Origin of the sequence: Pseudomonas sp. CFSAN084952 (genome assembly GCF_009648855.1) — a bacterium.
GTDB classification, from domain to species: domain Bacteria; phylum Pseudomonadota; class Gammaproteobacteria; order Pseudomonadales; family Pseudomonadaceae; genus Aquipseudomonas; species Aquipseudomonas paracarnis.
In genome coordinates, this window is record NZ_CP045767.1 from 2,385,966 (window position 1) to 2,401,417 (window position 15,452).

Annotated in this window: 10 protein-coding genes; 7 read left to right on the top strand and 3 right to left on the bottom strand. The window is 54.3% G+C overall.

What is annotated here, in order from left to right:
• The first annotated feature begins 94 nt into the window (after nt 1–94).
• The 4 genes from GH769_RS10805 to GH769_RS10820 are packed head-to-tail and all read left to right on the top strand — an operon-like array spanning nt 95 to nt 6,583.
• Entirely contained in the window at nt 95–3,820 is a 3,726-nt protein-coding gene (locus tag GH769_RS10805; RefSeq protein WP_032902575.1) for an ATP-binding protein, read from the top strand.
• The gene (locus GH769_RS10810) at nt 3,817–4,479 is read left to right on the top strand and encodes a hypothetical protein (protein ID WP_032902573.1); all 663 of its coding nucleotides are present in this window, start codon (nt 3,817–3,819) and stop codon (nt 4,477–4,479) included. The genes GH769_RS10805 and GH769_RS10810 overlap by 4 nt, the downstream gene beginning before the upstream one ends.
• Nucleotides 4,476–5,717 (top strand): hypothetical protein, encoded by a 1,242-nt coding sequence (locus GH769_RS10815; protein WP_108538455.1) that lies wholly within the window; start codon nt 4,476–4,478, stop codon nt 5,715–5,717. The genes GH769_RS10810 and GH769_RS10815 overlap by 4 nt, the downstream gene beginning before the upstream one ends.
• On the top strand, nt 5,714–6,583 hold the full coding sequence (locus GH769_RS10820; protein ID WP_032902569.1) for a hypothetical protein: 870 nt from the start codon (nt 5,714–5,716) through the stop codon (nt 6,581–6,583). Before GH769_RS10815 ends, GH769_RS10820 begins: the two co-directional genes overlap by 4 nt.
• 147 nt (nt 6,584–6,730) lie before the next feature.
• Here the strand turns inward: GH769_RS10820 and GH769_RS10825 are convergent, their stop codons facing one another.
• The gene (locus tag GH769_RS10825) at nt 6,731–7,867 is read right to left on the bottom strand and encodes a hypothetical protein (protein ID WP_032902568.1); all 1,137 of its coding nucleotides are present in this window, start codon (nt 7,865–7,867) and stop codon (nt 6,731–6,733) included.
• 4 nt (nt 7,868–7,871) lie between these two features.
• Entirely contained in the window at nt 7,872–8,795 is a 924-nt protein-coding gene (locus GH769_RS10830) for a hypothetical protein (protein WP_032902565.1), read from the bottom strand.
• 229 nt (nt 8,796–9,024) lie between these two features.
• Here GH769_RS10830 and GH769_RS10835 point away from each other — a divergent pair, with 229 nt between their 5' ends.
• The 3 genes from GH769_RS10835 to GH769_RS10845 all read left to right on the top strand — a co-directional run bounded on the left by GH769_RS10835 (nt 9,025) and on the right by GH769_RS10845 (nt 14,186).
• Nucleotides 9,025–11,286: an McrB family protein gene (locus tag GH769_RS10835; RefSeq protein WP_177480926.1), complete on the top strand. Its 2,262-nt coding sequence runs from the start codon at nt 9,025–9,027 to the stop codon at nt 11,284–11,286.
• A gap of 3 nt (nt 11,287–11,289) precedes the next feature.
• Complete coding sequence (locus tag GH769_RS10840; RefSeq protein ID WP_050587231.1) at nt 11,290–12,879, top strand: nuclease domain-containing protein; 1,590 nt, start codon at nt 11,290–11,292, stop codon at nt 12,877–12,879.
• A gap of 260 nt (nt 12,880–13,139) precedes the next feature.
• The gene (locus GH769_RS10845; RefSeq protein ID WP_032902560.1) at nt 13,140–14,186 is read left to right on the top strand and encodes a hypothetical protein; all 1,047 of its coding nucleotides are present in this window, start codon (nt 13,140–13,142) and stop codon (nt 14,184–14,186) included.
• 140 nt (nt 14,187–14,326) lie between these two features.
• Here the strand turns inward: GH769_RS10845 and GH769_RS10850 are convergent, their stop codons facing one another.
• Nucleotides 14,327–15,172 (bottom strand): tyrosine-type recombinase/integrase, encoded by an 846-nt coding sequence (locus tag GH769_RS10850; RefSeq protein WP_133244140.1) that lies wholly within the window; start codon nt 15,170–15,172, stop codon nt 14,327–14,329.
• Nucleotides 15,173–15,452: the final 280 nt, after the last annotated feature.

The window sequence follows — 15,452 nt, forward strand, 5'->3', positions numbered from 1 at the left end:
GCGCAAGCACCGTCGAAGGACTGGATGGACGCTGCGAAGGGATGCCGAGAAACCGTCGGCGGTATTGATACGAGGTTAGCCAGAGAGGCCGCTGATGTCGCAACTCATCAAAATTGTACTGATCGATTCACTCTGTGCGGGCGCCAAAGCAGAGCTTGTGATGGAAGGTAACACCAGCGTCACGGGTGAAAACGGAATCGGAAAGTCGTCCTTCATAAAGCTCATCCCTGTGTTTTATGGCGCGTCTCCAGGGCGCCTGGTGAAGGCTGGAACCAACCGCGAGAGCTTTGCCAACTGGTATCTCCCACGTTCTTCGAGCTTCATCGTATTTGAATACGTGAACTTTGCTGGGAATGCTCGCTGCGCGATTATGCATCGTAGCGGGGAAGGGTATGCATATCGACTGGTATCAAGCGCCTGGAGCCCGGAACTTCTCTACCGCGACTATGATGCAGGCCTGTTGGTACTTCCAGGTGAACTGCATGGCCACCTGACCCACCTTGGGATCGCCTGTTCCCCAGAGCTGCAACCGTACCACTACCGGCAGATCATTCAATTCAACAGTGGCACAGCCCATCTGGAGAAAATCACCGACGCCACCAAGCGCAAGCTGATCGTGAGTCTGCGGATGGGCTTCTCACTCGCACCAAAGCGCAAGGACTTCAACGGCATCGATTTTGTGACTCTGGCGCTTATCGAGAGCGGCGGCACCTTCGACACGATGAAGGCAACCATGGCCGAAATCCTTCAGCAGGACAACGCAGATCCAAGCCGCACTCTAATGATGCTCAACGCGCAGCCGTTCAGGAATGTCATTGATAACCGCGCGGGCTATCTCCTGATGGAGTCGCTGAAACCGGTGATATTTGAAATGAATCGCCACTGCCACGAATTTCGTGCAGTCCTGCGGCAGTTGGGCGTGCACAAGCGCCGAGCACTCATGGTCGAAGAGAAACTCAAGGAACGACAAAACAGTCGAGTGGAAGTGCTGGCCCAGCTCAATTCAGAAGATGAGCAGCTACAAAACCGTAACCGGGATCATATGAGTGGACTCAGCGGTCTAAAGGGCGAAGCTCAGATCCTGGTGACAGAGGAGGACTCCTGGCAGCATCGGTTCAACGAAAAGCGGGATCGCTACCTGCAAAATCGTACACAGTCGCTCTCGGAGGAATTCGACCAGCTTGGGGAGATACGAGACCAGTTACACCTCAAGCAAGAACATCAGGTCAAATTGAACCGCCAAGGGGCTGACATCCGAAGCGTGTTTCTGGAACTCGAAGCGGCTGCGAAGCAGGCTGCTGCTGATGGAAAGAGTGCTGCGTTCTCCAAGTACCATGCGTCCTCACACGCGATCCAACAACGGCATCAAGAGTTGTCCGCTACTCAAGATAAATTGCTTGATGAGAGACGGGCCGCTCATGAGGACGAGCTCGCCGTGCACCAGCAAGAACAGCTCCAGGCAACTGGTACTCAGGCTCGCGAGCTTGCACGTGCTGAACAACTCAAGTCCCTCAGCGCGCTTCCTGACGCCCAGATCGCGCTGGATGCGTCCCAAAGAGGCATCAATGAGCAGATGCTGCTCATTGCCGAGTTTCAAAACTCGCTGAATATTGTGTCAGCTGAGGTAGAGAGCCTATTGCTGGAACGACAGACCCGCGCTGCGGAGTACAGCGGCTTGCAAGTCAGGCAAGACGCCTTGGTCGAGTCCAGAAATACCCTCAAGCTGCAGATCAACGCCGGTGCCGAAACATTGCTTGGTTTCCTGCGACGGCACCACCCTAGCTGGACAGAGAATATCGCTCGACTTGTCCCGACAGAAACGTTGATGCGCACGGATTTGAATCCCGCGTTGCTAGAGGCAGTTCGAGAGAGTCTCTACGGTGTTGAAATCAATCTCGACGTGCTCCCCCAGGCCACTGTTGCCAGTGTTCACGCTCTCGAAGCTGAGGTCGTTTTATTGACCACCCAGATTGGAGCGCTCGGCACTGATATGGAGGCGATAGAGCGACAGCAGCGAGGAATAGAAGATCGCCTGCGCCAGACAGGTATCCGGGCATCGGCAGCTCAAAAAGAACTGACCAATGCGAGTCTGGATCTGGAGACGCTCAAAGGGGATCACGCCGGTTTGGTTGATCGGGCTCGCGAAGAGGTGGTGCAGGAACTTGAGATGCAGGCCGCCCGCGTCTTGGAAGCAGCACATCGGCTTGAATTGATCGCCAGCCACCTAGACAGTTTGAAAAAACGGCACAGGCAGGAAATTAGTGACCTGCAAGGTGACGCAGAGAAGTCTCGACTGCAGTTGACTCAGGATCAGTCTCGGGCCGAGCGGGAACTGCAGACCGCAGAAGAACGGGTCGACGCCACCCTCGCGGCGGAACTGGAACGAGCTCAGGCAGACCTTGATGCCCAGCTCAAAACAGCTGGCGTTGATGACACGGCGAGCAAGCGGCTTGGCTCCGAGATTGCTGAGCTGGAGAAGAGGATCAAACGTTTAAGGGATCATGAATCGGAGATCGATGGCTATCGACTTTGGGTTAGAGAATCAGTACCAGCAGTTCCTGAACGTAAGGCGGCCTTGGCTCGCGCAATCGCAGAGTTTGAGCGGATCAGTCGCGCCATTGAACAATGGCAACTTGAGCTACGGGCTGCGCAGAAAACGATTTCCGAGCGTCGAAAGGCATTGGTCACCGAAGGGCACGCCGATGACCAGGAGCTAGGCGCAGTATCACGGGTGCTGCGAGATCTTGAACAGATTGACGCAGCCGCTGAGGCCCATTTGGGTTCCACGCTGAAGGCTGCAGACATCGAGGATGAGGTCAGTAAGCTCAAACGTCGCAAACAAGAACACCACCGCAAAGGCGCCGAGCTTTATCGCGACGTTCACCATCGATTCGTCAGAGATCGGCTGGTGCATACGCCGCAGGGCGCGGCCATCGAACAGATCATCAATCACGCCTCGAACAGCGCATATGAGCTTGAGCTGGCGTGGTTGGAAGCCGCTGCGAACCTCCAGGAATACATTGAGATATCTCACCCTGACCAGAAGACCAAGCTGATTATCCAGGCAAAAAACCTCTCAGACGAGCTCTGCGATAACCGCTCGAAACTGCAGCACCTGCACCGAAGCATTTTGAAGTTAGGAAAGGACGCGACCGAGAAGGCGAGCGAGGTACTCGGCTCTTTCGCCCAGATCCGCCAGTTTGAATTCAAAGTTTCGTCACGCATACACGAGATGTCGTTTTGGGACGACATGACGAATTACGAGCAGCAGTACAAGCGGTGGAGTGGAATGGGAGGTGATTATCTTCCAACTGATGGCTTCATGGATGCCCTACGCACCGTCGAACGCCAGATTGAAGACGGCGCGTTCACGTCCCAGCTTTCAGATTGTTTCGATGTCTCCGTCACCTGCAACGACCAGGGGAGGGTGAAGGTCGCGACAAATAACGCGGAGCTGATCCACCTTAGTAGCACAGGGCTGACGAAAATCATCGTGGCCATGATCTACGTATCGCTGTTCGAGCTTTTGCGAAATGAGGCGGACTTTCAGATGTCGATCCCCATTGACGAAGCATTGGAGCTGTCACCAGAAAACTACGTTGCGCTGGTCAACTACTTCAATGATCGCGGGCTATCCATGTTGGCATGTTTTCCTGGAGGCGCGCCGGAACTGCTGCGGCAGTTCAATAACCGGTACAGCTTGGAGCGCCGGTCGGACACCGATTCGATCGTGGTCAAGGAGTACGGCATGGAAGAAAAGGACGAGCTTGATGCCCTTAACGATGCACTGGGAAGCAACAATCAGGAGGACGCACAATGACCCCCTTGAGAAACGTATTGAGCAAGCTCCTTGCCGGCAGCTTCATTTGCCAGTATGCCTATCCTGAGCTTCACCGCCAGTTAAGAGAGGCTGATTTTGCGGACTGCGTCGAAAGTGCGCTTGCGCCGCTTGGTCGAAAATTGGCGACACTTGGTGAGCCTGAAGCCCCCGATACGTTCTTCGCACGGTTCATTGACCTTTCTGAACCTGTAGATCGAGAGGCGGCCACAGCGCAGTTGATCGAGCTGCGAGATCAGATTCGGCCTTGCCTTGAATTCATGCGGCTAATAAACCGCGCGGGACGCAGTGAGACATGCCTGGCCCCGGGCGACGTCATTTCATTCGCCGACATGCTGGACTCCATCGAGAATCATCCCACCTACCGCACGCAGCTCTGGGATCTCAGCGGGTACGACTTTTTTAACAAATCCAAAAGCGGTAAGGACAACAACGACAGGCTCAAACTTGTCCTGCGCGCATTGGCTGACGCCGGGTACATCGTCAAGCGCAACAGCGAGTCGGCGAACTACATCGCCACAGGCAAGATGGGCTACGTTCATACAATCTTGGCGTGGATAGCCGAATACAACTCGCTCAGCCTCGACATCGGTGCCAGCGACCAATCGCACACTGAACATCAGGGAGGGCTGAATTTGTGAAGGAGCCAGACTGGATCGAGCTGGGCGATGCACTCACACGAAATGCACCTTTTCTTGAAGCATTGGCGATGGCAGACGAGGACGGTGTGGCGCTGCCGGAGCGACGGACAAAGGGGATTTCCTTTTTGATGTCCAAAGGGCTCATTGAAGAAGATGATGAGCTCTACTACCTCAGTGGCTTGCTGCTGGACGTCGGCGCGCAAATTTCTCTTCAGGGCTTTGGTCGTGCTGCTCCTGACCTGAAAGAATCCCTCATAGCCATTGAGCAGCACTGCGAGGTATACCGTGACGCCAAAGCGGCCAACTCCTCCAATGAGGCCGAACAGCACCTGAAACGATTGACGTACAGCTGCCGTCAAGTCACGAACCACTTACGTAACGAGCAAGCGCAAACCCGAGCGTTCATCGAAGGGGGGTATGGGTTCTCCCCACGGCTGCGAGATCGGCTGCGAGATATCAATAATGCGATCAACAGGCTCAAACGGCTCCACGAAAACCTGGGTTTGTTCACTCATGTAGGCCTTTCAAGTATGGCCGGCAGTGATCGTTCTCTACGGCGCGTCCTCCTGGATAACCTTCTCGGTGCTGTTTCACGAAACCGCCTCGCTCTGGACGAGATGATCGGACGCTTAGATCGGTTGAGTTTGGCGGTGCGTAAGCGCAATCACATGCGCCAGATAGCTCATGCCGTTGACCTGTTCCTTCAGGCGGGCAACCCGATTGATCTGGAACCGCTGTTTGATGGCAGAGACGCGGCTGCCTGGGCTCCGGCAGTGGAAATGACTTTGGCGGGGAGCGCGTACTGTGACGTCGACGCAGGGGAGAGCCTGGAGCAGTTAGAACTGCTGATAGCCTCACTACCGCCTCCGAAAGAGCGAAGAATCGAGCAGCCCGCGAAAGCTCGTGAATCGAAGGCCGTGAAACCAGCCGAAGAGGCCCCCAAGGCTCTGGAGAAACCCTTTGCTCGTGATCATCTCATGCGCATGCTTGTGGCCCTGAACAAGACCAATCAAGCGCAGTCTGCAGTTGCCTATTGGAGTGCCCATGGCGACAGTGCCATCTCAATAAGCATCTGGCTTTATGCGTTGGATGGATACGTTCGTCTGCAGTCGGCGGTAGCCAAGGTGCGACACAAACCGCTCAATTACCGGCTCAACCCCACTTACGCCCCATACCCGCGCATATCTGCCAACCGGCGTGTCATTGACCTGATTTTGGAAAGAGCTGAGCGACGATGAGAATTTTTGACAACATCAGGGCCATCAAACCCGTGGTGATTGCAATCAGGCAAGACGCGCGAAAGGTGAAAATCAACGCTACCTGGTTGTCCCTGCACACGACCTACAGCATTGGCAAAAGGCTTGGGGCTAACTACCTGTCGCTGACAAACGCTGAATTGAACACCGTGCGTATGATGCTACAGAGGGAAACAGGCATAGACGCTCTAGTTGTCAGCATGGAAGAGCTAGAGGGTGACCGCTTGGCTCTGGCCAAAAAATCACGTAATGAGAAGTTGGCTCGGTTGCGGCCCGGAGATTTCGTTGTCATGGTCGCGTCGCTGTCCGGGCAAATCCAGTTGGCAACCGGCGTGTACAGCCACCCGGCCGGAGGCACTCTGAACGTACCTGCAGAGGAGCTTCACGGCCTCGACACGGTAATACTGGTAGAGAACCAAGCTGTGATGTTCGCGGTCAACGCATATCGCTGGCCAGGCAATGTCATGCACCTACCCATGCTCTTTCGTGGGAGTCCTCAAATCACACCGGCCGCAGTGACGAGAGCTCTTGCCGGCGTGAAGAACGTCATCTGTTTCCCCGATTTCGACCCTCAAGGTTGGATGAATACGCTGACCGCAAAAGCACAGGGTATTGTCGTGCCGTCGGCGAACACGATTGCCGAAATCGTCGCCTCCAATTGGGACAAGCCACAGGATTATGAAAACCAGGATGTTGCGCGTGAATGGCTACAACGCGCGGCCATACCTATGGTGAAAGACATGCTGTTGAAGAAACTGGCACTGTCGCAGGAGTCCATGGCAGGTATGGAGCTGGAGTATCTGCCACTCAACCCTACTGGTTCTAGCGACGGCATTAATGGTGATTAATGATCAGTCTGGGGGCCAGGGCGTGGAGCCCTGGCACCGTAGTCACAGGTGTCGCACGTTCATACTTGCGGGACGAAATGCTAGTAGCATCACCGCTGCCTTCCGCTTCTGGTGATGCAGCCTACGATTCTTGACAAGCAATCGGGACTAAGGGGCTACCGCGCCGCTGGCAGGGATCGACAGGGTTTTGAAGGTCTCGATCTTCTCGGATTCCAACTCCTTCAGAATCGTTTCCTTGGCGTCGTTCTTGTCGATAGACCGCCCTGTGTTGTCAAAGCTGATCTGCTTGATTCTCAGTTCAATCTCACTGTCTTTTTTCTGGCCCGCAGAAAACTCTGGAAAGCCCAGCGAAATGACGCAGTCACCATCCAGGCCCGACGTGCTGAATCGGAATTTTGCATCGACCCTGTGCAGGAAAAGGCTCGGGCGATAAGACACATCCGAAAGGAAGTCAGAGTGCTCAAGGCTGAAGCCTTTCAAGTCCAGATTTCGAATCTTTTCCTTCATCCAGTCCAGGGCTACCGGTAGGAGGATATCTGGATCAGGCGAGATCCCGATATCGACGACCTCTACAAATGACAGGGCGGTCAACCTGCTGTGCTGTGTAAGCCCTAAGAGATAGCTGAACCTGTTTTGGTTGGTGAAATCGCAAAAACGAATAGACGTCGCCTGCTCACTTTCGCTGATCTGCTTGATCGATTTGAAATGTGAAATCAGATGCTTCGACATCGCTTTGTTGGTTGTCCGTGTTTCTGGCGCAGTGTGTGTGGAAATCAGGATGAGCTCGTCCTGAGCCTTATTTTTCTTGATCTCGATGGAGCCTTTGAAATGTTTATGCGAGTCAGCCCAGCTTTTGGAGCGGTCAATCCGCTCCAGCAGGTAGTCCATCCGGATCGTGTCGAGGTCTTTGTTGACTGGATAAAATTCCGGCGTCCCCAGAACCTTGAAGTTCACGAAGTCAAGATCCAGCAGCTTGTTGACATCCATGACGGTAGGTATGGCATCAAGCAGAGCATCCTCACCTTGCCACTTGATTGTCTGGGTGGTGATCTTAGGGTTGTCTTCCTTAGTCGTGTAGGCGAGCTGAAGCTTTGAAAACTCACTCGGACGAATCAGTGACAGGGTAAGGGCAGGGATGGAATGCTCTTTCTCCGAGCTGCCGATGAAGACGCCTCGGCTCTTCAGAACCGTTTTGATATCGCCAGCACCGATGTAAGGCTGAGCCAGATAGGTGCGCAGCGCCTCACCTTGGGGAAGGATAGAGTCAATATTCTGATTACTCACTGCATCATCCCCTGAAATCTGCTTGATAGGATTCGAATTCGACGATTGAAGCGAACTCCTTGTTCGCGATGGACAGCTTTGCGATGTCTGCGATCTCCTCATGATCTACATAGTTGTAGTCAGGGAACGCTAAAGCCACCTTGTCGGGAAACTCCATGGCGATATCCATCGAGAACCCGATCATGCGTTTTACCGCTTCGATGCTGAAAGGATCCTGGCAGCAGATGAGCAGCGATTTCCTTTCGTGCTCTTGGATGAAGAACGGAATCAAGCCACTGTTGAGGTATTCGGGAGGCAGTATCGTCCCGTTGGTGACCCTCTCTATGGGGCTCACGTTTTTCCCGGTGGAGGGGTAGAGGAAGCGAACATTTTCCGCACCGAAGCGATTTCTTGCGTATGCGATGGCCTCGAACAGGAAGTTCGCTCGGTGATTATCAATCACGTAGATCGTGCCGTAATTCGCAGTGTCCAGATTCCGCGAACCTGCGACCTGGCTGACCACGTCTGCGTCTGCGTCCGATGCGGCGCTGAACCAGCAAAGGATGCCTGCGAGCGACTGACCACTCGCGCTGGGATAGCCTTGATTGACCGACCTTTTCAATGGCGAGCGATTGAAGCATTCGACTGTCGTGGCAAGGTCGGAGAAATGGTCTTTGAATATTGTCCCAGGTGAAGTCGGGTAGGGGCCCGATGTGAATTTCGAAGAAATGACCAGATGCTTGAGGACGCCGTCTTCCAGAGGGGATAGGCAGCTGAAGACAAAATCGGCGCCATGAGTTCTTCTTGGGGTGCCGGTTGCGCTGTGAGGGCCTGGTTTCAAACAGTCAAACTCGTGTCCCTTAAGCGCTGCCTTCCAACCAATCAGATTGAGCAGCGACTCGGTGATGTGCTCACCGCGCTCTCCCAGTTTTTTTGACCATTCGCCCATCACACGTCCCTTGAATAATAAATGTCTAGCAACTCCATACCGTCAGAACGCTACGGAGGTTGAAGCATCATGTCTAGTGGCAATTTGTCAGCAAATCGGCGATGGATTGTCTGGTTCAACCGAAAATGGCTCACCCATCAAGATGGTAATGCATTGGTCGGATCTGGCTTCCATGCCCCAGCGGTGACATTATCTAGCCATCTATAAATATCGCTGGTGGAGAATGGACTTGCTGGATCTTAAGGATGACGAACAGCTGCGCACTGCGTGTATCAGCCTCCAGGAGCAGGTAATGTCCTTGGCGGGTAACCAAAGCTGGATCACCGAATTTCAGAAATGGTTGGTGCGGGTCAGGGATGTGTCTCATGAGGAGTTCCTGAGCAAGGACTTCCAACAGTCGCTCTGGGACACCGAGGCTGTTTCGGCAACTGGCATGGGCCGCATCAACATTTCAGCGGTCGCCGACAGTTCGGCAATCGCAGAAAGCCTCTGGCACCTGAAGCAAAAGTACGCGCAGACCAGCGATCCTTCTGAAAATGAGATGCTCATCGCTGACGCCTGGGCTCAAATAGCGTCCGAGGTTGCCGGGCTGACCAAAAGAAACCCTCGACTCAAGATGTACCGCGTTTTCGCATTGCTTTGTCCAGGCGCTTTCACATCGATAGCGCATTATCGAAAACTGCGCGAGCTGGCTCATGCCATGGGGCTTCCTCTCAGCGGTCAGAGGCGTCATCTGCACCGCCTCGTATTGAACCGGTTAGATGCCGTGCTGGGTAAGGTGGCTGACGTCTATTCCAGGGAGGGTGTCTCACGTTTGACGCTGCCTTGGCTGCTGTTCGTCAACTATGTTCAGAACCCAGAAGGCGAAGCCACCGAAATATCCGACCTGGAGACGGGTGACGAAGTACTCAAGCCGTTGCCTCCTGAGAGAAGGAGGCGCGGTCTGCTGGCGATTGGCGGAGGTACAGCCACCATCCAAAGCATGATCGACTTTGCGACTGATGGATGCACACGTGAAGACTTCATCCAACACTTGCACTCAATTAGCCCTCAATCAAAAACGTCGACTTGCAGCACTCAGCTAAACGCTCTGATCGCCGAATGGGGCGTGCTGCGTGCCAACGGAAATAACCTGCAGTTAACGCCCCGCGGCGAGGCATTTCTGGAGTCAGGTGATCCAGATGAGATCATTGACTGGATGGTCACCCGCATCCTGGGATTTGACTATTTGCTGGCGGCATTGCGTGACTCACCTTTATCCAATCGTGATGCCATCCTTACCCTCAGAAAGGCAAATCCTGGGTGGACGTCTGACTTTGCCCCGTCAGCAATTATTGGTTGGTTCAGATACCTTGATCTGGCCACTATCCAGGAGAAAGTGCTAAGTCTCACCGAAAGGGGTAGGCAGTGGGTTAATAGAATTCACTGGGAGCCTAAGGGCCTTGCAAGCATTGCAGGCATCAGCCCGTCCTTGCCTCAAGTCTCCCTAGTACAGATCGATATCGCGATCGAGAGGCCGAAGCTAGGCGCACTGATCGCCCGGTTTGATCAAGAGTTTCGCTTTCCAGAAGAGCTGATCGGACAACTTGATGCTGGATTGTGGGGGCATCCGAGGCGTCATTTCGCCGTGCTCACAGGTTTGAGCGGTGCGGGAAAAACACAACTTGCTCGTAATTATGCCCTGAGTCTTTGGCAGGACGACCCCGAGCCAAATGAAGGGTTGCTGATCGTGCCCGTCCAGCCAGGCTGGCATGATTACACGAGTCTGCTGGGTTACGTGAATCCGCTGGAGTCAGACGCGTATGTGCGTACCGGCGTTCTGGACTTCCTCCTGCAAGCAAGCGCCAACCCGACGAAGCCTTACACCCTGATTCTTGATGAGATGAACCTCTCTCATCCGGAACAATATCTAGCTCCGCTGCTTTCAGCGATGGAGACCGGCGAAACGATTGGTTTCCACGGTCAGGTCGACGAGATTGATGGTGTTCCTCCGGGCATTCCGTATCCAAGCAACCTGGTGATCATCGGCACCGTGAACATGGACGAGACCACTCATGGACTGAGCGACAAGGTGCTTGATCGAGCCTCCGTGATCGAATTCTGGGACATTGAGGTCAAAGCATTCCCGGGCTGGCAGAAGAGCTCGCTTGAGGACGAACAGATCGCGATGGTTAGAAATCTTATGTCCTCACTCATGGATGTGCTTCGTCCAGCTCGACTGCATTTCGGGTGGCGCACGCTCAACGACGTGATCGGCTATCTGCAGCAAACACAGGCGGGTGGTGTTATCGAGTTCTCACGAGCACTCGACCAGGCTATTTACTCAAAAATACTCCCCAAGTTGCGCGGTGAAGACAGTCCTCGACTTCAGGAGGTCTTCACATTGCTCCAAACCACTCTCAAACATGCTGGGTTGGGAATGTCACTGCGCAAGATCAAAGAAATGGCCGACGACCTGGCCCATTCCGGCTCGACCAGATTCTGGCGGTAGACCATGTCGATCATCTTGCAGGTATCGCAGGGGAATGCTCAATTTGACGTATACCCAGGTCAGTTGAACCCAGGGTTCATGGAGAAAAAGGCTTATCGTTTTACCGCGCTTGAAGGCTTTTCGTTCTACATCGATGACGTTTTGATTGAGACGGTCGATCAAACTGGGACGTTTGCCTGGCTATGGTCGCCGGGCTTTTATGCTGGTGAGGTCGCGGCGGAGCTCCTGGATGACCAGGGTCGGACTGCCGCCATTTACCGTCTGGATGTCTCAGCATCTGATCATAAGCTTGGAGGCCAAGCATTCGCTGCCATGGTTGAGTCGATTCTTGATTTCGACCCGGCTCTCGTTCTGGGCACAGAGGAGGCTCAGTTTGGAATTGGCCATGATGGAGCACTAACCAACCCGCATTTGCAGTATACAAGGCTGAGACGCTATGGGGATCGGCTACATCGCGCACTCAAACAAATAGCTCAGCGGCCGCTGACAACCTTGAAGAGCGATCGCGCGCCGGTGAGCGCACACACGGTGAAGCGGTTGGATTTCGCATCCGTACATCAGGCACTGAGAGGGCCAACGGGCCAGGCACTGCTGCACCCCTCTAGCACTCAGCGTCCGGCCTTGAACACTGTGCGCTTTGAGGTCAGCAGATCATACGAGGAGGAGGACAATCCCGCGAATCAGGCGGTTGGACTTGTTCTCTTCGATGTCATCAGACGATGCCGGCAGGTAGTGAGTGGACTTCAGCAGGCGGCGGCGGCTGAGGTGGTCAGCGATACCCGATCGACGTTAACGCCAAGGCTGGTACGTCGAATCGCGTTCACCGAGTCGCTTGCTCGCAAACTTGAACGGCTCCAACGCGCAAGACCTTTCTGCATATTGACAGCCAGACGTTTATCTTCCGCAGGGTTGAATGCGATCTCGGCTCACCCGGCATATGCGCGAGCTTATCGGTTTGGTTGGTACGCATTACGGTCAGGGTGGTTGGGAAAGGATGCCGATGAGACGCTGTGGATAAGCCCAACATGGGAGATTTATGAACGCTGGTGCTTCGTGACGGTAGTCTCACAGCTACAACGTCAGTTTCCTGATCTCGTTTGGCGTCGTGAATATCGATCGGTGGGTTTGAAAGAAATCGTGTGGCAGGGAGCAGCCGCTGACATAATCATTGAGGCGTGTTACCAAGCCCGATGTCCTGCAATCGATCAAGCAGCGCATCGAGGTTTTCAAAGCTTATCGCGAGAGCGATACCCAGACATCGTCGTGACGCTGGACTCGCCCTCGGCGAAGCGCTTCGTAGTTTTTGACGCGAAATATCGCAGTGCCCGCGCCAGCGTCCTGGATGCAATGGCGTCTGCGCACATTTATCACGACAGTCTGCGGTGGAAGGGCATAAAGCCTGACGCCTCGTTGCTTCTGATCCCTCGGGCGCAGGAGGTTACGATGTTGGCCAGCCCGATCTATCATGCGGACTATGGGGTTGGAGCTTGGCAAATCGGAGCTGAATCAGAAGGGGAAACGCTGGGAATCGAGCTCAAGCGTATTCTGACTGCTGTGCCAATCGCGGCCGCTCCGGCGCGTGCTCTGACCTGACCTGCAGCACTGCAAGTGCAACAAGTCTTGAGGAAAAAGACTGGATTTTGATTTCGAAAAGCAAATTCTGTCGATTGCGGCCTAGGCTTACGGCGCGGGTCATGAGTCAGCGCTTCTTGGTGGCCGCTACGGCGCTTCGATAGCGGTCGAGCACTTGGACTTGCGTACCGTGCCAGCCTTTAATTGAGATAGTTGCCGACGCTTTTCGCGCCAGCGTAATTCTGCGTTGGAAGGTCAAACTGGAAACTCAGGAGAAATGGATGTCTGGTATATCGCAACACTTCATTCCAAAGTTTCTCCAGAAAGGGTTTCGCGGCCAGGGAAACGGCAAGATCGCCCGATGCTGGGTGTACGAGCGAGGGGGAAAGGTTCGACCATCCAATATCTCCAAAAACGCCACAGAGCGTCATTTCTATGCTGCGGCTACTGAGTCTGAGCTGGATGACAAAATCACCGATAGGGAAGGCACTGTCTATTCGCCAGTCGTAGATCAATTGCGTGCAGGTAGGGTAGAGGGAGTAGCACACCTTTTACCTGAACTATTGGCCCATTTCGAAATTCGCAGTCGGCACTTCCGTTCGAACATGCATTCTGCGGTCGACCACATCGCTGAGCATCTCTTTAGGGAGCTTTCAGATCCAACCGTTTTGAGTACGTTGCTGGCGAGGCATTTCAAGCCCGGATCTCCCGCGCTTGAAGGCGAGCTTTCCAAGGCGGGTCTTACCTACGATCAGTTCCAGACCGTCCTCACTCTGAATGGGCAGACTATGGAACAGGCACTGAAGCCAGTCATCGAGAGGTTTGCCACCATGATCCCCACTCTCGCTGCCGGACTCAGGCAGGGAATGCCGGACGTGATCAAAAAAAGCCATGTCCGTGTCCTAAGCGAGTCTATTTCCCCAGCAGCACGATTGAGGCGTTTCCAACATCTCCATTACTCGGTGCAGCCATTTGAACCGGGGAACCTGCCTCTGGGCGATTCCATCGTCCTGTTCCATGTGAAGGGGGATCGTCAATACAAACCTTACCTGGACAAGGATGATGAGCTTGTCGACGTCATTCTGCCGCTCGCATCCCACCAGTATCTGATTGGGCGAGTAGACGTGAAATTGCCCGTGATTCAACGTGACCTTCCGGAGCACATAGCGCGCTGCTCTCTGGAGTCGTTCATCGCGAGCGCCAACGACGAACGACTCAGATCGCTACAGCTGCAATTGGGCGCAAATGCTGGATGGCTAATACCAAGGGAAATGCAATGCATCCTGAATGACCTCATGACGACTTTGCTTCTGGAAGCGCGAAACTAGAGCGTTCCTAGGTGCAAGGGTACTCAGACCAGCAGTCTGGGTCTTCGAGATGTCAATGTTCCGATGCATGAAGGTTTTTAGATACGTGTATCGAAATACGCGCAGTTCGACATTACGAGCTGAGCGTGCCCAATTGGCAATCATCGATTGCTCAATTGTGCGGTGGCTGGCCGGACAGCTAGACCTCCGAAAGACACTGCCGAGTCCACATACCTTAGAGCTGACTTCATATCCTTCCAACCCACGTAGCTCATCAGTCCCTTGATGTCCCAGCCGCTGGCCGACGCCCAGGTCGCAAAGCCGCGGCGCAGCGAGTGACTGCTATACAGCTCTGCCGGTAAGCCGGCGTCTTTCAAGATACGACGCAAGACTGGGATGAGGCTATGGGCCTGCAGGCCTTTGCCCGACAGATTGCCCCAACGATCGATCCTCTGGAACACCGGCCCCGTTGCAATACCGGCTACCGTCACCCAGTTGATGTACGCCTCCACGGGGCAGAGCTTGGCCAGTGCTGGCGTATGGAAGGTAGTGCCTTCGTGCTGGCGGTCACCCTTGGTGTAGGGCAGGAAGAAAGTGATCCCTTCACCACTGGCGGCTTGAGTGTTCTCAACCGTGAGCCTAGCCAGCTCATCGCCTCGAAAGCCACGCCAGAAACCTATCAAGATGATCGCCACGGAGCGTCGGTGGCGAACCAGCGATTTGTAATCACCGCGTTCAAGCGCAGAGGCCGCTTGGCGCTCAAGCCAAGTGACCGCCTGTTCCAGATGGGTGAGCAACAGCGGGGCGGCTTGTTTGACCTGGGCGGGATGCACGACTCGGATGCCCTTGATCATTTGGCGAACATCAGGCGTCTTCGTTGGGTCTGGGAAGCCTTGAGTGATGTGCCATTGGGCAAGGGCTGCCAGACGTTGCTTCAGGGTGTTGATGGACAGCTTGTCCGCGTACTCCGCTAGGTACCGAACGACGCCAACACCGGTAGTGGGCAAGTACCCACCCCAGGTCACTTCAAAGTGCTCAATCGCAGCCCGGTAGCTTTTCCGAGTGTTCTCCCGGGTACCGGCGTTTAGGTACCGATCTGCCTTTTCCACCGTTTTGCCCTCAAATTTGGAGCTTTCACGCCTGTGTAGGCCGTCACGGCGTTTTCCAGGCGTTGGAGATTATCAAGAAGCCATAAAGCACTATTATAGCTTCTTATAACTTCTATAATTTAACAGCGATTTTTATGTTAAAATGATACGTAAATACATAACACGTAACACATTACGA